The sequence below is a fragment of the Micromonospora sp. NPDC048894 genome, from assembly GCF_040649765.1.
GTDB lineage: Bacteria > Actinomycetota > Actinomycetes > Mycobacteriales > Micromonosporaceae > Micromonospora > Micromonospora antibiotica.
Genome location: NZ_JBEZFY010000004.1, coordinates 379,699 through 397,298, shown reverse-complemented (window position 1 = coordinate 397,298; position 17,600 = coordinate 379,699). Strand labels below are relative to the sequence as shown.

The following is a 17,600-nucleotide window of genomic DNA, read 5'->3' as shown; positions in this document are numbered from 1 at the left end:
CACCGGGCACCCGGGCATGCGCCGATCATGCGACCGCATAGGGTGCAGGGATGGCACGACCTGACGGGCGGCGACCCGACCAACTCCGACCGGTGACGTTGACCCGGGGCTGGAGCACCCACCCGGAGGGCTCGGTGCTCGTCGAGTTCGGCGGCACCCGGGTGCTCTGCACCGCAAGCGTCACCGAGGGTGTGCCCCGCTGGCGCAAGGGCTCCGGGCTCGGCTGGGTCACCGCCGAGTACGCGATGCTGCCCCGGGCCACCAACACCCGCTCGGACCGGGAGAGCGTCCGTGGCAAGATCGGTGGGCGGACCCACGAGATCTCCCGGCTGATCGGCCGCAGCCTGCGCGCCTGCGTCGACCTCAAGGCGCTCGGCGAGAACTCGATCGTGCTCGACTGCGACGTGCTCCAGGCCGACGGCGGCACCCGTACCGCCTCGATCACCGGCGCGTACGTGGCCCTCTATGACGCGGTGAGCTGGCTTGCCGGCCGTAAGTCGTTGGCCGGCAAGCCGGAGAAGGTGATGCATCGCTCGGTGGCCGCGGTCAGCGTCGGGATCGTCGCGGGCGAGCCGCTGCTCGACCTCTGCTATGTGGAGGACGTGGCCGCCGAGGTGGACATGAACGTCGTCTGCACCGGCGAGGGGGACTTCGTCGAGGTGCAGGGCACGGGCGAGGACGGTGTCTTCTCCCGGGCGCAGCTCGACGCGTTGTTGGACGTCGCGTCGTTGGGTTGTCTGGAACTGGCCGAGGCCCAGCGGAAGGCGCTCGCATCATGAACAAGGTCCTGCTCGCCACCCGGAACCGCAAAAAGCTGGTGGAGTTGCAGCGCATCCTGGACGGCGCGCTCGGCGCGCACCGGATCGCCCTGCTCGGCCTCGACGACGTCGAGGAGTATCCCGAGCTGCCGGAGACCGGCCTCACCTTCGGTGAGAACGCCCTGATCAAGGCTCGGGAGGGCTGCCGGCGTACGGGTCTGCCCACCATCGCCGACGACTCCGGCATCGCGGTGGACGCGCTCAACGGCATGCCGGGGGTCTTCAGCGCCCGCTGGGCGGGGCGGCACGGCGACGACCGGGCCAACCTGCAACTGGTGCTGGACCAGATCGCCGACCTGCCTGACGAGCACCGGGGGGCGGCCTTCGTGTGCACCGTGGCGCTGGTGCTGCCGGGCGGCAAGGAACACCTGGTCGACGGCCGCCAGTCTGGCCGGCTGCTGCGCGCCCCGCGCGGCGACGGCGGTTTCGGGTACGACCCGATCTTCCTCGGCGACGGCCAGGACCGCACCAACGCGGAGCTGACCCCGCAGGAGAAGGACGCGATCAGCCACCGGGGCAAGGCGTTGCGCGAGTTGGCGAAGCTGGCCGCCAAGGTGCTGCCCGCCACCTGACCCCCCGTTCCTGCTCCTCGGGTGGCCCTCTCCGGGCGGGGGTGGCTCATTCCGCTGCTCGGCTCGTGACGGGCTCGGCATCCCGTAGGCATCCAGGCGTCGCCACTGCCCGGGGAGTGGCCGGCGCGGTTCCGTGGCGCGCTCTTCCGTCTGCGGTGCCGCATGCCCGTCGCCCCTCCGCTGCGGGCCCGGCCGACGAAACACGCTCCTCTTCGTCCCGTCCCGCCCCACTACGCCAAGCCCTCCTGTTCACCAAGAGTGACCGCCTGGCCGGCAAGACCCAATGGCATCCGCATCCTTTGCTCTGCTGCCCTTGAAGCGACGCATGCCGAGAGTCACTGCCTCTATCGGAGGCTTTTCCGACCGGGTTCCGGTTTCTGCTGGTGAGAGCGGTGTCGCGTCTATGGCAGCAGAGCAAAGGATACGAGTGGGGATAGGTGAGGGTGACGAGCTTCGCCACTCTCGGTAACGGCAGTGGGGAAGAAGAAACATCACGGATTGTGGTGGCGGATGGGATGGTTTCCGGGGGTGCGGCTATTGTGGTCCAGCTGAGGGGGCGCGGTGGAGTGTGATGGCGGAGGCCAGCCCGCGACGGCGGTGAACCTGCCGGGGTGAGTGCCCAGGCCCCGACCGATTCCGCCGGGGGCGGCCGATTCCGCCGGGGGCGAACGACTCCGCCGTGGGCAGCGGGTCCTGCCAGGACGGAGTGGGGTGGGGAGGTCCGGGAAGGCCGGGGCGGCGGGCGGTCAGCCCAGGGGGCCGATCTCCCGCTCGATGGCGCTACGCAGGTCGGGGCCGGCGAGCACGGCGCGGGCCGCTTCCATCACCGGGGCGAGGAAGACATCGGGACCGGGCTCGCCGGCCGCACCCCCGAGTGCGGCCACGGCGGCCCGGCCGGCCGGTGACGGCTCCAGCGGTGCGCGCAGTTGCAGGCCCCGTACCGCCGCCAGCAGCTCCACGGCGAGCAGGCTGGTCAGGTTGTCCAGCACGGTGCGCAGCTTCTTGGTCGCCGCCCAGCCCATCGAGACGTGGTCCTCCTGCATGCCACTGGTGGGCAGCGAGTCGACCGAAGCGGGCGCGGCCAGCCGGCGGTTCTCCGCGACGATCCCGGCGGCCGTGTACTGGGCGATCATCAGCCCGGAGTTCACCCCCGCGTCGGGGGACAGGAACGCCGGCAGGTCCCGGTTGCGGGTCACGTCGAGCAGCCGGTCCACCCGGCGTTCCGCGATCGCCCCCACCTCGGCGGCGGCGATGGCCAGGTAGTCGGCGGCGAAACCGAGCGGAGCGCCGTGGAAGTTGCCTGTCGACTCGACCCGGCCGTCCGGCAACACCACCGGGTTGTCCACCACCGAGACCAGCTCCCGGCCGGCCACCGTCGCGACGAAGTCCAGGGTGTCCCGGGCCGCGCCGGCCACCTGCGGAGCACACCGCATCGAGTACGCGTCCTGCACGGCGTGCGCCAGGTCGTCACGGTGCGAGTCCATCACCCGGGAATCCTGGAGCAGCCGGTGAATGTTCGCCGCCGAGGCGGCCTGCCCCGGGTGCGGCCGGATGGCGTGCAGCTCGGGCAGGAAGGGGCGCTCCGAGCCGAGCATCGCCTCGATGGCCAGCGCGGCGGTCACGTCGGCCATGGCGAACAGGTGCCGGGCGTCCGCGACGGCCAGCAGCAGCATCCCGAGCATCCCGTCGGTGCCGTTGATCAGCGCCAGCCCCTCCTTGGCGGCCAACGCGACCGGGGTCAGCCCGGCGGCGCGCAGCGCGTCGGCGGCGTCGACCCGTTCGCCGGTCGGTCCCAGCACCCACCCCTCGCCGAGCAGCACCAGCGCGCAGTGCGCCAGCGGTGCCAGGTCACCGGAGGCACCGAGCGAGCCGTGCTCCGGCACCCACGGGGTGACGTCGGCGTTGAGCAGGTCGACCAGCCCCTGCGCGAGCAGCGGACGGACCCCGGAGCGGCCCAGTGCCAACGAGCGGACCCGCAGCAGCATCATCGCCCGCACCACCTCGCGGGGCATCGGCGCACCCACCCCGGCCGCATGCGAACGGATCAGCGCGTGCTGCAACTCGGCCCGGCGCTGCGGGGCGACGAAGGTGTTGGCCAGGGCCCCGAAACCGGTGGAGACGCCGTACACCGGGCGGCCGGCGGCCTCGATGCCGTCCACGATGGACCGACTGTCGACCATCGCCTCGACGGCGGCCGGAGCGAGGACGACCCGGGCGTCGCCGCGGGCCACGGCGAGCACGTCGGCGGGGGTGATCCCGGTGGGCTGGACGGTCACAGTCGACATTGCGGTACTCCGTTGTGCAGGACCTGGCGGACCAGTGGGACACCCGGCCGGTAGGCCAGGTGCAGGTGGGACGGGGCGTCGAGGATCATCAGGTCGGCCCGTACGCCGGGGCGCAGCACCCCGACGTCGGTGCGGCGCAACGCCTGCGCGCCGCCCGCCGTCGCGGCCCAGACCGCCTCCGCCGGGGTCATCCGCATCTCGCGGACGGCCAGCGCGACACAGAACGGCATCGACGAGGTGTACGACGACCCGGGGTTGCAGTCCGTGGCCAGCGCCACGGTCACCCCCGCGTCGAGCAGCCGCCTGGCATCCGGGTACGGCGACCTGGTGGAGAACTCGGCCCCCGGCAGCAGGGTCGCCACGGTCGGATCGGTGGTGGTGGCCGAGCCGGCCAGCGCGTCGACGTCGGCGTCGGACAGGTGGGTGCAGTGGTCGACGCTGGCCGCCCCCAGCTCCACCCCCAGCCGTACCCCCGGCCCCGGGCCGAGCTGGTTGGCGTGCAACCGCAGCCCCAGCCCGGCGGCCTGCCCGACGGTGAGGATCGCCCGGGTGTGGTCGGCGTCGAAGGCGCCCCGCTCACAGAACACGTCCACCCAGCGGGCGTACGGCGCGGCGGCGGTGAGCATCGGCCCGCACACCAGCCCCACGTAGTCGTCGGGGCGGCCCGCGTACTCGGCGGGGACGACGTGCGCGCCGAGGAAGGTGGTCTCGGCGGTCACCTCGGCGGCGATCCGCAGCGAGCGGGCCTCGTCGGCGACGGTCAGGCCGTACCCACTCTTGATCTCCATGGTGGTGGTGCCCTGCCGCATCGCCTCGTCGCGCAGCCGGTGCACGGTGTCCCGCAGGTCGTCGTCGGAGGCCGCCCGGGTCGCACCGACCGTGGTCCGGATACCCCCTCCGGTGTACGGCTCACCGGCCATCCGGGCCGCGAACTCCGCCGCCCGGTCCCCGGCGAACACCAGGTGCGCATGGCTGTCCACGAACCCGGGCAGCACCGCGCCCCCCTCGGCGTCGATCCGCCGGTCGGCGGCCGGCGCATAGCGGGCCGGGCCGATCCAGACGACCCGACCCGCCTCCACCAGCAGGGCGACCCCCCGCCGCAGACCCAACGGCCCGTCCCCGCCGGCCGCCGGCACGTTGGTGACCAACTCGCCGATGTTGTCGACCAGCAGGCTGCTCACGCCGCCCCTCCCGTCCCGGACCGGCCGCCCCCGCCGTGAGTCGCCGGCCGCTGCCCGGACCCGGCCGGGACCCGGCTAGTCACCGGTCACCGCCGCGATCGCCGCGCGCAGCTCAGCCGGCACGTCCACGGTCAGGTGCCGGCCGTCACGCACCACCTGCCGCCCGTCGACCACCACCTGGTCGACGTCGGCGGCGGTGGCCGCGAAGAACACCCCCACCGGCGGCACCCCGGCGGTACGCGGGCTGTCCAGCCGTACGGTCACCAGGTCGGCGCGTTCCCCGACGGCGATCCGGCCGGCGTCGGCCCAGCCCAGCGCGGCGTGCCCGGTGACGGTGGCCGCGTCGCGCAGCGCGGCGGCGGTGAAGTGCCCGCGTCGCCGGGTACGCAGCCGCTCGTCCAGCTCCACCGCGCGGGCCTCCTCGAACAGGTCGACCACGGCGTGACTGTCGCTGCCCAGGCTCAGCGGGATGCCGGCGTCGGCCATCAGCCGGGCCGGCCCGATCCCGTCGGCCAGGTCCCGTTCCGTGGTGGGGCACAGACACACCCCGGTCCGGTGCTCGGCCAGCAGGGCCAGGTCGGCACCGGTCGGGTGGGTGGCGTGCACGGCGGTGACGTCCGGACCGAGCACCCCGCGGTCGGCGAGCAGCCCGGTCGGGGTACGCCCGTGTGCCGTCCGGCAGGCGTCGTTCTCGGCGGGCTGCTCCGACAGGTGCACGTGCAGCGGGGCACCCTGCCGGTACGCCCACCCGGCGACGCTGGCGAGCTGGTCCGCCGGCACCGCGCGTACCGAGTGGATCGCCGCCCCGCGCAGCGCGTGCGCCCCGGCTGGCCGGAACCCGTCGACCCGTTCCGCCCAGCGCAGCGCGTCCCCGTCACCGAAGCGCCGCTGCACCCCGACCAACGGCTCCCCGGCCACCGAGGCGGTCAGGTAACAGGCGTCCAGCAGGGTGATCCGGATACCGGCCTGCGCCGCCGCCTCGACAAGCGCCGCACCCATCGCGTTCGGGTCGTCGTACGGCCGGCTGTCGGGGCCGTGGTGCAGGTAGTGGAACTCGCCGACGCAGGTCACCCCGGCCAGCGCCATCTCCGCGTACGCGGCCCGGGCCAGCGCCAGGTAGGAGTCGGGATCGAGCCGGCCGGCGACGGCGTACATCTGCTCCCGCCAGCTCCAGAAGTCACCCCGCCCGCCGTGGGTACGCCCGCGCAACGCCCGGTGGAAGGCGTGCGAGTGGGCGTTGGCCAGGCCGGGCAGGGTGAGGCCGGGCAGCCGTACCGCCTCGGCGAGCACCTCGACTCCGGTCTGCGGCGACGTGCCCCGGGCCAGCGGCGTGACGGCGGTGAACCGGCCGTCCTCGGCCTCGATCAGTACGTCCGGGGTCGGTGCGGCATGATCGGGCAGCCACGCCTGCTCGGCCAGCCAACGGGTCAGTGGCATGCCAGCTCCTCCAGCACCCGGGCCAGCGCGACCACCCCGGCCGCACAGTCGTCGTCGGCGGCCGACTCGGCGGGGGAGTGCGACACCCCGGTCGGGTTGCGCACGAACAGCATCGCGGTGGGCAGGTGCGCGGCGAGCACCCCGGCGTCGTGGCCGGCCCCGGTGGGCAGCACCGGCGCGGCCAGCAGCCCCGCCAGCCGGTCGGCCAGCCCGCCGTCGAAGGTGACCAGCGGGGTGGCCGACTCCCGGGTCACGGTCAGCTCGGTGCCGTCGCGGCGGGCCCGCTCGGCGGCCTTGGCCCGGACCGCCTCGACCAGGTCGTGCAGGGTGTCCGGTTCGGCCGCGCGCGCGTCCAGCCAGCCGGTCACCGTCGACGCGATCGCGTTGGTGGCGTTGGGTTCCACCGACATCCGGCCCACGGTGGCGTGCGCGCCGCGCAGCCGGGCCTCCTTGTTCGCCGCGAGCACGGTGAACGCGAAGGTGAGCATCGGGTCGCGGCGGTCGGCCATCCGGGTCGTACCGGCGTGGTTGCCCTCGCCGCGCAGCTCGAAGCGCCACCGGCCGTGCGGCCAGATGGCGCTCGCCACCGCGACCGGCGCGTCGGCGTCGACAAGCGCCCGCCCCTGCTCGACGTGCAGTTCCACGAACGCGGCGAACCGGCCGAGCAGCGCCGGGTCGGCCCCCGCCGGCCGGTGGCCCAGCGCCTCGGCGAAGCTCACCCCGGCCGCGTCGCGCAGCCCGGCCGCGCGGTCGGCGTCGATTTCGCCGGTGAGCAGCCTCGACCCCAGGCACGGTACGCCGAACCGGGCCCCCTCCTCCTCGACGAACGCGGCCACCACCACCGGCCGGGCCGGGGTGACGCCTGCGGCCCGCAGCTCGTCCACGGCGAGGAACGCGCTGACGATGCCGAGCGGCCCGTCGTACGCCCCGCCGTGCGGCACCGAGTCGAAGTGGCTGCCGGTCAGCACCGCCCCGGTGCCGGCCGGCCCGTCGGTGTTCGGCCCGTCGGTGTTCGGCCCGTCGGTGTTCGGCCCGTCGGTGGGCGGGTCGCCCCACCAGGCGAACAGGTTGCCGTTGCCGTCCCCGCTGACCGGCATGCCCCGCAGGTCGGCCTGCTCCCGGAACCACTCCCGCAGCCGCAGCTCCGGCGGGGTCAGCGCGTACCGCAGATAGCCGCCGCTGTCGGCGTCCCGGCCGACCGGCGCGATCTCGTCCCACAACTCCCGGAACCGCCCGGCAAGACCGCTCACGCGGTTTCCCCTTCGTTCGCGACTGCGGGGCTCCGCTGCGCTGCGCTCCTCGCGCTCACCGGTGCTCGGCCATGGGGATGCGGACGTTGTCGCGCTCGGCGATGTCGCGGGCGGTGTCGTAGCCGGCGTCGACGTGCCGGATGACGCCCATCGCCGGGTCGTTGGTGAGCACCCGTTCGATCTTCTGCCCGGCCAGCGCGGTGCCGTCGGCGACGCAGACCTGACCGGCGTGGATGGAGCGGCCGATGCCCACCCCACCGCCGTGGTGGATCGACACCCAGGATGCGCCGCTGGCGGTGTTGACCAGCGCGTTGAGCAGCGGCCAGTCGGCGATCGCGTCGGACCCGTCGGCCATCGCCTCGGTCTCCCGGTACGGGCTGGCGACGCTGCCGCAGTCCAGGTGGTCCCGGCCGATCACGACCGGCGCGGACAGCTCCCCGGCGGCGACCATGTCGTTGAACCGCACCCCGGCGACGTCCCGCTCGCCGTAGCCCAGCCAGCAGATCCGGGCCGGCAGGCCCTGGAAGGCGACCCGTTCGCCGGCCAGCCGCATCCACCGCGCGAGGGACTCGTTCTCGGGGAACAGGTCGAGGATGGCCCGGTCGGTGGCGGCGATGTCGGCCGGGTCGCCGGAGAGCGCCGCCCAGCGGAACGGCCCCTTACCCTCGCAGAACAGCGGCCTGATGTACGCCGGCACGAAACCGGGGAAGTCGAACGCCCGCGCGTAGCCGCCCGACTGGGCCTCGCCCCGGATCGAGTTGCCGTAGTCGAAGACCTCCGCGCCCGCGTCGAGGAAACCGACCATCGCCTCGACGTGCTTCGCCATCGACGCCCGCGCCCGGTCGGTGAACTCGGCCGGCTTGGCCGCCGCGTAGTCCCGCGCGTCGGCCAACTCCACCCCCTCCGGCAGGTACGACAGCGGGTCGTGTGCGCTGGTCTGGTCGGTGACCACGTCGACGGCGACGCCCCGGCGCAGCAGCTCGGGGAAGACGGTGGCGGCGTTGCCGACCACACCGACGCTCAACGCCCGCCGGTCCCGCTTCGCGGCCAGCACCCAGGCGACGGCGTCGTCGAGCGAGTCGGCCACCTCGTCGAGGTAGCGGTCGTGCACCCGCCGGTCGAGCCGGGTGCGGTCCACGTCCACGATCAGGCAGACGCCGTCGTTCATGGTGACCGCGAGGGGTTGCGCCCCGCCCATCCCGCCGCAGCCGGCGGTGAGGGTCAGCGTCCCGGCGAGGCTGCCGCCGAAGCACTTCGCGGCGACGGCGGCGAACGTCTCGTAGGTGCCCTGGAGGATGCCCTGGGTGCCGATGTAGATCCACGAACCGGCGGTCATCTGCCCGTACATGGTCAGGCCGAGGGATTCCAGCCGGCGGAATTCGGGCCAGGTGGCCCAGTCGCCGACCAGGTTGGAGTTGGCCAGCAGCACCCGGGGGGCCCACTCGTGGGTGCGCATGACCCCGACCGGGCGGCCCGACTGCACCAGCATCGTCTCGTCGTCGCGCAGTCCGGTGAGGGTGCGCACCAGCGCGTGGTACGACGGCCAGTCCCGGGCCGCCTTCCCGGTGCCGCCGTAGACCACCAGGTCGTCGGGGCGTTCGGCCACCTCCGGGTCGAGGTTGTTCATCAGCATCCGCAGGGCGGCCTCCTGCGGCCACCCCTGCGCGGTACGGGTGGTGCCACGGGCGGCACGGACGGGCTGGTGCATGGCGTACTCCTCTCAGCCGAGGAACAACTGACGACGGGCGGCGGACGACTCGAACGCCTCCAGGCGGCGCTGGGTCTGGATCGGGGCGGCGTCACAGATCGCCTGGAGCACCACCATGGCCAGGGTCATCGGGGCGGTGTGCAGGTCGAAGACGAGGTCGGTGCCGACGGCGGCGGGGAGCACCAGCTCGGCGTACTCGGTGGCGGGGCTGACCGGGGAGTCGGTGATCGCGACGACGGTGAGGCCGGCGTCGCGGGCGGCGCGCAGCGCGTCGAGGGTCTCCCGGGGGTAGCGGGGCAGCACGAAGGCGAGCAGCGCGTCAGCCCCGGCCGAGGCGGCCTGTTCGAGCCGGTCGGTGAGCAGGCTGCCTCCGTCGTCGAGGACCCGGACGTCGGGCAGCACCTTGGCGGCGAAGTACGCGAAGTAGGCGGCCAGCGGCGCGGCGGCCCGTAGGCCGAGCACCGGCAGTGGGCGGCTCGCCGCGAGCAGCCGACCGGCGGTGGCGATCCTGTCCCGGTCGGCCAGCTCGCCGGCCAGCCGGTCCAGGTTGGCCATCTCGGCGCGTACCGCGAGTTGCAGTTCGTTGCCGTCGTCGGGGCGACCGTCGGGCCCGGCGGCGGTCAGCTCGCGCAGCCGGCGGCGCAGCGCCGGGTAGCCGTCGTGGCCCAGCGCCACGGCGAACCGGGTCACCGACGGCTGGCTGACCCCGGCAAGCTCCGCCACCTCGGCCGCCGACAGGTAGGCCACGGTGGCGGCGTGCTGCACGAGGCAGTGCGCGATGCGCCGTTGGGTGGGGGTGAGCCGGACCCCGTGGAACAGGTCGAGCAGCCGGTCCGGCGGCGCGGCGACGGCTCCGTCATTCATGCCGCGACTCTATGCATGAAATATTTCAGGAGCAACCACCGCCCCCCCCGGCCCGACGCCGTCCGGACAGGCGATCGTCGTCCGGGCCGCCGGGCCGCCGGGCCGCCGGGCCGCCGGGCCGCCGGGCCGCGGGGTGCCTGCCGTCGGGGCCGGTGGTCGCCGTCCGCCTCAGCGGGCGGCGCGGACGATCTCGGCGGTGGCGTCCCGGCGGACCGCGTCGTAGAACGCCTCGGACTTCTGCTCGTCGGCGAAGACCACGCTCTCGGTGCCCACCCGGCCGGTGCCCCGCGACGGGCTGGTGACGAAGGTGAGGTTGCCGCCGCGCAGGCCGCGCAGCTCGGTCGCCAGGTCCAGCAGCGACATCTCCCGGTCGACGGAGACCGACGACGAGGCGGCCCGGACGAAGTCGTTGAGCTTCCCCGGACTGGTCAGGATGCCGCCGGTGGCCGCCTTGTCGAGGATCGCCCGGATCACCTGCTGCTGGTGCCGGATCCGGGCGAAGTCGCCGTCCGGGAACTGCTTGCGCTGCCGGGAGTAGTCCAGCGCTGTCGCCCCGTCCATCGTCTGCCGCCCGGCGGGGAAGGTGCGCAGCGGCGGGTGGATCGAGGTGAACCGGTGGTCGACGGTGATGTCGACCCCGCCCAGCGCGTCGATGATCTCCTGGAAGCCGGCGAAGTCGACCACCGCCACGTGGTCGACGTGCACCCGGGTGAACTCCTCGACGGTCTGCACCATCAGCGGAATCCCACCCCAGGCGTACGCCGCGTTGATCTTCGCGGTCCGGCCGCCGTGCCGGCCGTCCGCCGACCGGGGTACGCGGACCCAGGTGTCCCGGGGGATCGAGACGAGCTGGGCGCTCTTCCGGTCCTTCGGCAGGTGGGCCAGGATGATCGTGTCGGTGCGGGACCCCTCGGTCCGTTCCGGGTCCCGGGAGTCGCTGCCCAGGATCATGATGTTCATGGCGTCCCGGGCCACCACCGGCGGTCGGTTCTGCGTCGGCACCCCGGTGAAGGCGTCCACCCGCTCGACGTCCTTGTCGACCGAGCGCAGATAGAGCGCGCCCGCGCCGACGCCACCCGCCCCCAGCAGGGCCAGGGCCAGCAGCACGATCAGTGCGATCCGCCAGCCCCGTCGGCGCTTCGGCGGCGACCCCGGGGCGTCGTCGGACCGGGTCGGAGCGGGTTCCGAAACGTTCTCACCTGCTGGCACGGCCGCATGTTACTGAGCCGCCACCCAGTACGGCAGCCCACGTTCGCCCGACGGCCCGAGGCCCGAAAAGCCGCCGTACGCTGGACGTTCAGCCGCCCGTCACCTGCGGCTGATAGAAACCGCGCCGTGGATGCGACGAGACTGCGCCGGGCCATCGCCCGCACCCCGCTGGCACCGGTGGCCGCCTTCCCCGGGCGGCTCGCCAGGGTCGCCAGGTACGACGCGAAGGTGCTGCGCACCTCGGCCCGCTGGCTGGCCACCTCCCGGGAGCACCACAACTACACCTACGAACTGACCCGGCTCAGCCGGGAGCACCTGACCTGGTTCGTCAGCGTGGTCTGCGACGTCCCGGTGGCCCGGGTCCGGGGCCACCTCGCCGAGATCACCGGCGACGCGACGCTGCGCCGGCACATCGAACAGGCCACCGCCCGGTCCGCCCGGCGCGGCCTGGCCGACCGGCGGGTCCGCTACGCGCGCCGGGTCGGCTGGTACGCGATCGTCCGGGCCACCCGGCCCACCCACGTCGTCGAGACCGGCACCGACAAGGGGTTGGGTAGCTGCGTCCTCGCCGCCGCCCTGCTGCGCAACGCCGCCGAGGGGCACCCCGGCCGGCTCACCTCGCTGGACGTCAACCCGGAGGCCGGCTACCTGGCCCGCAGCGCACCCTGGGCCGACGTGATCGACCTGGTGGTCGGCGACTCGGTCACCGCGATCGCCGCCCTGGAGCGGCCGGTCGACCTGTTCCTGCACGACAGCGACCACAGCCACGACCACGAACGCCGCGAGTTCGACGCCGTCGAGCCGAAGCTGGCCCCCGGCGCGATCCTGCTCACCGACAACGTCACCACCACCGGGGTGCTCGCCGAACACGCCGAACGCACCGGCCGCCGGTTCCTCGCCTACCGCGAGACCCCGCTCGACCACTGGTACCCCGGCGACGGCATCGGTGTCGCCTGGTGAGCGGCCCGCCCCGCGGAGCCGGGGCGACCGCCGTGGACCCGGGTGGGGCGGGCCGCCGTGCCCGACCGGTGCCGGACGGCCGAGCCGTACTCCGCCGGCCGGGTGTTGCCCCCGGCACGGTGCCGGATCGATGATTGCCGAATCGCCACCATCGACGGAGGAGTCGGCATGCAGGTTCTCCACCACCCCCGCGTGGCCTGGGACATGGCCCGCCTGATCGTCGCGAGCGTCCCCGACGACGAACTCTTCGACTGGCTGCGCGCCGAACTCGGTGAACTGCTCGGCCCCGACCACGCCGGCTCCCTCCAGGACACCCGGCGGCGGCTGCTGCCATGGGCCCGGACCACGCCCGAGGCCGCCGCCGTCGAAGCCGGCCGCTGGCGGGTCCGCCTGGAGGACCTGCTGCGTACCCGGCCGGAGACCGCCGAACCGCTGCAGTCGCTCACCGTGATCGCGTCGGGCCTCCACCGTAACCGGATCGGCTGACCGGCTTAGCTTTCGCTTAGCCCGCTTGTCCCCGGGTCGTCGCCTGCGGCAGCATCGGTCGGCGTGACCGATGGCAGCGTGTCCCAGCAACCCGACCCCGGGCCGGGCGGTCGCGCCCCCGCCGCGCGTCCCGGGCCGGGGCGTCGCCGCGCCCAGGGTGGCGGACGCCGCCGCTGGCTGGCCGCCGGTGGCGTCGCCGCGCTCGCCACCGTGCTCGGGCTGAGCCTCGCGCTGCGCTCCGGCGCCGCCCCCGCCTGCGCCGCCCCGCCGGTCGCGCTGGCCGGTGCCGGGCCGGTGGCCGCCGGGCGGCTGGCACTGGCGGCCCCACCCACCGGTAGTACGGTCCACAAGGGGAAAGCCACCTTCTACGACTCGAAGGGGGCCGGCGGGAACTGCTCCTACCCGTCCGCCCCGGCCGACCGGATGTACGTGGCCCTCGGCCCCACCGAGTACAGCTCCGGCGCGGCCTGCGGCGGGTACCTCGACGTCACCGGCCCGCGGGGCACCGTCCGGGTCCTGATCATGGACCAGTGCCCGGAGTGCGCCCCCGGGCACGTCGACCTCTCCCGCGAGGCGTTCGCCCGGATCGCCGACCCGGTGCAGGGCATCGTCAACGTCAGCTACCGCGCGGCCGTCGACCCGCCACTGTCCGGCCCGCTGACCTTCCGGATCAAGGAGGGCGCGTCGCAGTACTGGTTCGCGGTGCTGGTCGCCGAGCACGGCAACCCGCTGCGCGCCGTCGAGGTACGCCAGGGCTCCGGCGCCTGGCGTACCGCCGCCCGGCAGGACTACAACTACTGGCAGATCGACTCGGGTGCCGGTCCCGGCCCGTACGCCGTCCGGGTCACCGACGTGTACGGCCACCGCGTCACCGCCAGCGGCGTCACCATGTCCCCCGGCCGGGTCCAGCGCAGCACCGTGAAGATGTACGGCGGCAGCGCCCCCGCCGCGCGGAAGAACCCGACCAGCCGGCCGTCCTCCCCGAGCCCCGCCGCCAGCCCGACCCGGGCCACCGCCAGCCCGTCGGCGGTCGCCTCCGCCAGTTCACCAGGTGCACCGCAGGTCAGCGACCCGCCCGCGCTCGCCGCGTCGAAGGCGGAGCCGGGCGCGGGCCGGCCGGTCGACTGCACGTCCCGGGGCTGACTCCCGCCGGTCCTCCACCGCCGCTGCCCGCCTCGGCTCGGCGGGACCAGCCGCGCGTCGCCCGGTCGCCGGAGCGGCCCGTCCGTCGGGAGCGGGGCCGGCCGGACGCCGCCGGGTCGACCCGGCGGCGGTCGAGCGCGGTCCGTCGGACGGTCAGTCCGGGGTGTCCAGGTCCCGCCACATGAGGATCTCGTCCCGGTCGTCGTCGGCTGCCACCCGCAGCGCGCCCGGCAGCCGGCCCACCTCGCGGTAACCGAGCCGGTCGTAGAACCTCTCCAGGCCCAGCCCGCCGCGCACCGTCACGTGCAGCGCCCGCCAACCCAGCTCGGGCGCGCGCCGGGCGGCCTCCCGCATCAGGGCCTGCCCGTGGCCGCGCCCCTGGGTGGCCGGGTGCACCATCACCCGCTTGAGGATGCCCCAGTGCGCCTTCAACCCGAACCGGTTGTCGGCGAGGAACAACACCGCGACCGGTCGGTCACTCTCGTAGCCGACCAGCATCCGGTCCGGACCGTCGGTGACGGCGGCGAAGGTCGCCTCGGCGACGGGGCGTACGTCGGCAGTGGTGACCGGGGCGACGAAGCCGACCGCACCGCCGGCGTTGGTGACCTCGACCCACAGGTCGACGATCTGCTCGCGCAGGGCGGGGGTGAGATCGGGGTCGAGGACGAAACGCAGGCTCACCCTGTCGATCCTGCTGCGCCGACGCGTCGTGCGCCCGCGATCGTGACCCTCCCGACAGGGTCGTGTGGTGCGGGAGGGGGGACTTGAACCCCCACGTCCTTTCGGACAATAGGACCTAAACCTACCGCGTCTGCCATTCCGCCACTCCCGCTCGCGTCAGAGTTTAGAGCGTCGCGCGGAAACGGTGGAGAGCCCGGCCCGGCGCAGGATGTTCGATACCGTCCCGTGACTGACGACGTAGGTGTCGCCGGTCGCCTCGCGGATGAACGCGGCGAGTTTCCGTGGTCCCAGATCGGGACGGGCCAGTGCGTACCGGAGGACGGTTTCCTGGTGCGGCGAGCCGCTGCGCGGTCGGAGCGGGGCGGCGGCGGTGCCGGTGGTGGCGAGCCGGTGGCGGAGCCGGGTGACGTGGTTGCGGTGGCAGCCGATCCGCCGGGCCGCCTCGCTCGGCCCGATGACACCCGCCTCGACCTGTCGGATCACCTCCGCGACCCGCTCCGCGTCGACAGGTGCCGGGGCTGGTGGACGGTACGCGGCCGGCGGCGGGACGGCGACGTCGGGCACCGCACCGGACTGGCGGGCTCCGCCGCCGGACCGGTGACGCCCGGCGTAGGTCGGGGTCTGGCTGTGACAGTTCGGGCAGAGCAGCCGTAGGTTCGGCGGCCGGTTGTCGAGGAAGTCGCCGCTGAGGTGGTCGACGTGCAGGGTCAGCGGCCGCCCCTGCCAGACGGGGTTGGTGCCGCACCCCTCGCACTCGTCGGGAACGCCGATGTCACGCAGCGCAGCCTTCAGGCGGGCGCCCGGCACCCGTCGGGAACCCGCCGGCAGTGGCCGCAACACCTGGACCGACGGGGTACGCCGCCCGGACGGTCGGCCACCCCCGCCCGGACGGCGGGTGAAGTGCGAGGTGTCGATGCCCAGCCGCTTGAGCTGACGACTGATGTGCGCGTGTGAACCACCGCTGAACCGGACCCCGAGAACGCGCAGGACGTCGGCGATGCTGCGGGACTGCGCCGCCGCCTGGGCGAGCATCTCCGGCGTGTACCTGTATCGGGTCATGCGCGCACAGTAGCGACGAGGTGTGACGCGTTCAGTCGAGGCCGAGGTCGCGGCGCAGCTTGGCGACGTGGCCGGTCGCCTTGACGTTGTAGAACGCGTGCTCGATCTTTCCGTCCGGGTCGATGACGAAGGTGGACCGGATCACCCCGGTCACCGTACGGCCGTAGGACTGCTTCTCGCCGAAGGCGCCGTACGCGGTGAGCACCGCCTTGTCGACGTCGGCGACCAGCGGGAAGGTGATGGCGTCGCGCTCGCGGAACTTCGCCAGCTTGGCGGGCTGGTCGGGGGAGATGCCGACCACCTCGTAACCGGCGGCCTGGAGCGAGGCGAGCGAGTCACGGAAGTCACAGGCCTGTTTGGTGCAGCCGGGGGTCATCGCGGCCGGGTAGGCGTACAGGATGACCCGGCGACCGCGCAGCGCGGCCAGGGCGAGCGTCTCCCCGGTGTCGGTGGGGAGGGTGAAGTCGGGGGCGGGGTCGCCGGGGGCGAGCCGGTCGGGCGCGGTCATGGCGACGACCCTACCGTCGGGGGGTGACGTGCCGGCTGATCCCCGCCGGGGCGCCCGGGACGTGGTGGCGGTCCCCTGGGCCGTTCGGGCCGGCTGGTGCTCCGGGCCGGCCGGTGCACCCGGCGGGCGTGCGGAAGCCGGTTCTTCGGGACGACCCGCATGGTCCGGTGTTCCACCCGCGTGGGCGGGGCCCGGGCGGCCGGGCGATGGCCCGGTGGTGAACGACGCAGTGCCTTGTTGCCGCATCTTGGCAACAACAGCCAGCGGGAAATAGGCTGGGCACGCCGGCCGACTGGAGGTCATGTGGAAACCCTGGCGATGCACATCTCGAACGGGATCATCAACGGTCCCGTCGCGGGCGTCTTCGCGGCCGTCGCGCTGGCCGCCCTGACCTTCTGCGTGCTGCGCGGCCGACGTGACCTGGACGACCGGCTCGCGCCGATGGCCGGCCTGGTCGCCGCGTTCATCTTCGCCGTGCAGATGCTCAACTTCCCGATCTTCACGGCCGGGGTCTCCGGTCACCTGCTCGGCGGCGCGCTCGCCGCCCTGCTGGTCGGCCCCTGGGTCGGCGCGCTCTGCGTGTCGGTGGTGCTGATCGTGCAGGCCCTGGTCTTCGGCGACGGCGGCGTCGCGATGCTCGGCCTGAACATCACCAACATGGCGCTGCTCGGCACCGCGGCGGCGTACCTGCTGATCGCCGGCCTGCTGCGGGTGCTGCCCCGCACCCCCACCGGCCTGGCGGTGACCGCCTTCGTCTCGGCGTTGGTCAGCGTGGTCGTCGCCTCCCAGGGGTTCGTCGTGCAGTACTGGCTCGGCGGCACCACCGACCTGGGCGGCAACCTGACCGGCCTGGCCGGCACGATGGCCGGGGTCCACCTGCTGATCGGCATCGGCGAGGGGCTGATCACCGCGACCACGGTCGCCACCGTGGCCAAGGTCCGACCCGATCTGGTGTACGCGTTGCGCGCGCTGAAGCCGGCGACCGTGCCGGCCCCTGTCCCGGCTGTCGGAGGTGCCCGGTGAGGAAGCGTTCCTGGGGTTTCGTGGCGGTCGGCCTGCTGGTCGCCCTGGTGTTGGCCGGGGTGGTCAGCAACTACGCCTCGTCGCACCCCGACGGTCTGGACTCGTCGCTGCTCAAGGGCTGCACGGTGAACGCCGACGACGAGATCACCGGCGGTTCCTGCCCGGCCCGGCAGGCGAAGGACCATGAGCTGGCCGACAGCCCGCTGGCCGACTACGGCATCCGGGGCGTGGACAACGGCTTCCTCTCCACGGGCCTGTCCGGGGTGGTCGGGGTGCTGCTCACCTTCGCCGTCGGTGGTGGCCTGTTCTGGCTGCTGCGTGGTCGCCGCCCGGCCGGCGGTGACGGTCAGCCGGCCGGCACCGACGGCGGCGCGCGTGACGACCGGCAGCCCGCCGGCACCGCCGGCTGACCGGGC

17 protein-coding genes and 1 tRNA gene are annotated in these 17,600 nt (G+C 73.9%); 7 read left to right on the top strand and 11 right to left on the bottom strand.

Going from position 1 to position 17,600, the window contains the following annotated elements; all coding sequences use genetic code 11:
- Nucleotides 1-50 precede the first annotated feature (50 nt).
- Both rph and rdgB read left to right on the top strand, forming a co-directional pair.
- Nucleotides 51-779 (top strand): ribonuclease PH, encoded by a 729-nt coding sequence (gene rph, locus AB0C22_RS11380; protein WP_204927210.1) that lies wholly within the window; start codon nucleotides 51-53, stop codon nucleotides 777-779.
- A complete protein-coding gene (gene rdgB / locus AB0C22_RS11375) occupies nucleotides 776-1,390 on the top strand; it encodes an RdgB/HAM1 family non-canonical purine NTP pyrophosphatase (protein ID WP_208567430.1) in 615 nt (204 codons plus the stop codon). The genes rph and rdgB overlap by 4 nt, the downstream gene beginning before the upstream one ends.
- A 746-nt stretch (nucleotides 1,391-2,136) precedes the next feature.
- Here rdgB and hutH read toward each other — a convergent pair.
- The 7 genes from hutH to AB0C22_RS11340 form a co-directional block, all read right to left on the bottom strand.
- The gene (gene hutH / locus AB0C22_RS11370) at nucleotides 2,137-3,675 is read right to left on the bottom strand and encodes a histidine ammonia-lyase (RefSeq protein WP_219467710.1); all 1,539 of its coding nucleotides are present in this window, start codon (nucleotides 3,673-3,675) and stop codon (nucleotides 2,137-2,139) included.
- Nucleotides 3,663-4,856 (bottom strand): imidazolonepropionase, encoded by a 1,194-nt coding sequence (gene hutI / locus AB0C22_RS11365; RefSeq protein ID WP_357534743.1) that lies wholly within the window; start codon nucleotides 4,854-4,856, stop codon nucleotides 3,663-3,665. Before hutI ends, hutH begins: the two co-directional genes overlap by 13 nt.
- A 75-nt stretch (nucleotides 4,857-4,931) precedes the next feature.
- On the bottom strand, nucleotides 4,932-6,287 hold the full coding sequence (locus AB0C22_RS11360) for a formimidoylglutamate deiminase (protein ID WP_219470720.1): 1,356 nt from the start codon (nucleotides 6,285-6,287) through the stop codon (nucleotides 4,932-4,934).
- Complete coding sequence (locus AB0C22_RS11355) at nucleotides 6,284-7,543, bottom strand: allantoate amidohydrolase (protein ID WP_357534741.1); 1,260 nt, start codon at nucleotides 7,541-7,543, stop codon at nucleotides 6,284-6,286. The genes AB0C22_RS11360 and AB0C22_RS11355 overlap by 4 nt, the downstream gene beginning before the upstream one ends.
- Nucleotides 7,544-7,598: 55 nt before the next feature.
- Nucleotides 7,599-9,251: a urocanate hydratase gene (gene hutU / locus AB0C22_RS11350; RefSeq protein ID WP_357534739.1), complete on the bottom strand. Its 1,653-nt coding sequence runs from the start codon at nucleotides 9,249-9,251 to the stop codon at nucleotides 7,599-7,601.
- A gap of 12 nt (nucleotides 9,252-9,263) precedes the next feature.
- Nucleotides 9,264-10,115: a MurR/RpiR family transcriptional regulator gene (locus AB0C22_RS11345; RefSeq protein ID WP_208567425.1), complete on the bottom strand. Its 852-nt coding sequence runs from the start codon at nucleotides 10,113-10,115 to the stop codon at nucleotides 9,264-9,266.
- Nucleotides 10,116-10,283: 168 nt separating this feature from the next.
- Nucleotides 10,284-11,324 (bottom strand): LCP family protein, encoded by a 1,041-nt coding sequence (locus tag AB0C22_RS11340; RefSeq protein ID WP_357534737.1) that lies wholly within the window; start codon nucleotides 11,322-11,324, stop codon nucleotides 10,284-10,286.
- 126 nt (nucleotides 11,325-11,450) lie between these two features.
- On the opposite strand from AB0C22_RS11340, the gene AB0C22_RS11335 reads away from it, so the two are divergent.
- The 3 genes from AB0C22_RS11335 (at nucleotide 11,451) to AB0C22_RS11325 (ending at nucleotide 13,913) form a co-directional block, all read left to right on the top strand.
- Complete coding sequence (locus AB0C22_RS11335; RefSeq protein ID WP_357534735.1) at nucleotides 11,451-12,284, top strand: class I SAM-dependent methyltransferase; 834 nt, start codon at nucleotides 11,451-11,453, stop codon at nucleotides 12,282-12,284.
- 168 nt (nucleotides 12,285-12,452) lie between these two features.
- Nucleotides 12,453-12,770 carry a hypothetical protein gene (locus tag AB0C22_RS11330; protein ID WP_219467725.1) on the top strand — a complete coding sequence of 106 codons (318 nt, stop codon included), beginning with the start codon at nucleotides 12,453-12,455 and terminating at the stop codon, nucleotides 12,768-12,770.
- Nucleotides 12,771-12,833: 63 nt separating this feature from the next.
- Nucleotides 12,834-13,913 carry an expansin EXLX1 family cellulose-binding protein gene (locus AB0C22_RS11325; RefSeq protein WP_357534732.1) on the top strand — a complete coding sequence of 360 codons (1,080 nt, stop codon included), beginning with the start codon at nucleotides 12,834-12,836 and terminating at the stop codon, nucleotides 13,911-13,913.
- A 153-nt stretch (nucleotides 13,914-14,066) separates the two neighbouring features.
- Here AB0C22_RS11325 and AB0C22_RS11320 read toward each other — a convergent pair whose 3' ends face one another.
- From AB0C22_RS11320 to bcp, 4 genes are all read right to left on the bottom strand, one after another.
- Nucleotides 14,067-14,594 (bottom strand): GNAT family N-acetyltransferase, encoded by a 528-nt coding sequence (locus AB0C22_RS11320; protein WP_219467728.1) that lies wholly within the window; start codon nucleotides 14,592-14,594, stop codon nucleotides 14,067-14,069.
- A gap of 65 nt (nucleotides 14,595-14,659) precedes the next feature.
- Nucleotides 14,660-14,745 (bottom strand) — tRNA-Leu (locus AB0C22_RS11315).
- Between the two features lie 5 nt (nucleotides 14,746-14,750).
- Entirely contained in the window at nucleotides 14,751-15,653 is a 903-nt protein-coding gene (locus AB0C22_RS11310) for a helix-turn-helix domain-containing protein (RefSeq protein WP_219467729.1), read from the bottom strand.
- Between the two features lie 31 nt (nucleotides 15,654-15,684).
- Nucleotides 15,685-16,161: a thioredoxin-dependent thiol peroxidase gene (bcp, locus tag AB0C22_RS11305; protein ID WP_219467731.1), complete on the bottom strand. Its 477-nt coding sequence runs from the start codon at nucleotides 16,159-16,161 to the stop codon at nucleotides 15,685-15,687.
- Nucleotides 16,162-16,464: 303 nt separating this feature from the next.
- On the opposite strand from bcp, the gene AB0C22_RS11300 reads away from it, so the two are divergent.
- Both AB0C22_RS11300 and AB0C22_RS11295 read left to right on the top strand, forming a co-directional pair.
- Complete coding sequence (locus AB0C22_RS11300) at nucleotides 16,465-17,184, top strand: energy-coupling factor ABC transporter permease (protein ID WP_219467734.1); 720 nt, start codon at nucleotides 16,465-16,467, stop codon at nucleotides 17,182-17,184.
- On the top strand, nucleotides 17,181-17,594 hold the full coding sequence (locus AB0C22_RS11295; RefSeq protein WP_208567418.1) for a PDGLE domain-containing protein: 414 nt from the start codon (nucleotides 17,181-17,183) through the stop codon (nucleotides 17,592-17,594). The genes AB0C22_RS11300 and AB0C22_RS11295 overlap by 4 nt, the downstream gene beginning before the upstream one ends.
- Nucleotides 17,595-17,600: the final 6 nt, after the last annotated feature.

Excerpts from the sequence above, each read along its gene's own strand:
- rph (WP_204927210.1), top strand. The coding sequence starts at position 51 with ATGGCACGACCTGACGGGCGGCGACCCGACCAACTCCGACCGGTGACG.
- rdgB (WP_208567430.1), top strand. The coding sequence starts at position 776 with ATGAACAAGGTCCTGCTCGCCACCCGGAACCGCAAAAAGCTGGTGGAG.
- hutH (WP_219467710.1), bottom strand. The coding sequence starts at position 3,675 with ATGTCGACTGTGACCGTCCAGCCCACCGGGATCACCCCCGCCGACGTG.
- hutU (WP_357534739.1), bottom strand. The coding sequence starts at position 9,251 with ATGCACCAGCCCGTCCGTGCCGCCCGTGGCACCACCCGTACCGCGCAG.
- AB0C22_RS11345 (WP_208567425.1), bottom strand. The coding sequence starts at position 10,115 with ATGAATGACGGAGCCGTCGCCGCGCCGCCGGACCGGCTGCTCGACCTG.
- AB0C22_RS11330 (WP_219467725.1), top strand. The coding sequence starts at position 12,453 with ATGCAGGTTCTCCACCACCCCCGCGTGGCCTGGGACATGGCCCGCCTG.
- AB0C22_RS11310 (WP_219467729.1), bottom strand. The coding sequence starts at position 15,653 with ATGACCCGATACAGGTACACGCCGGAGATGCTCGCCCAGGCGGCGGCG.
- bcp (WP_219467731.1), bottom strand. The coding sequence starts at position 16,161 with ATGACCGCGCCCGACCGGCTCGCCCCCGGCGACCCCGCCCCCGACTTC.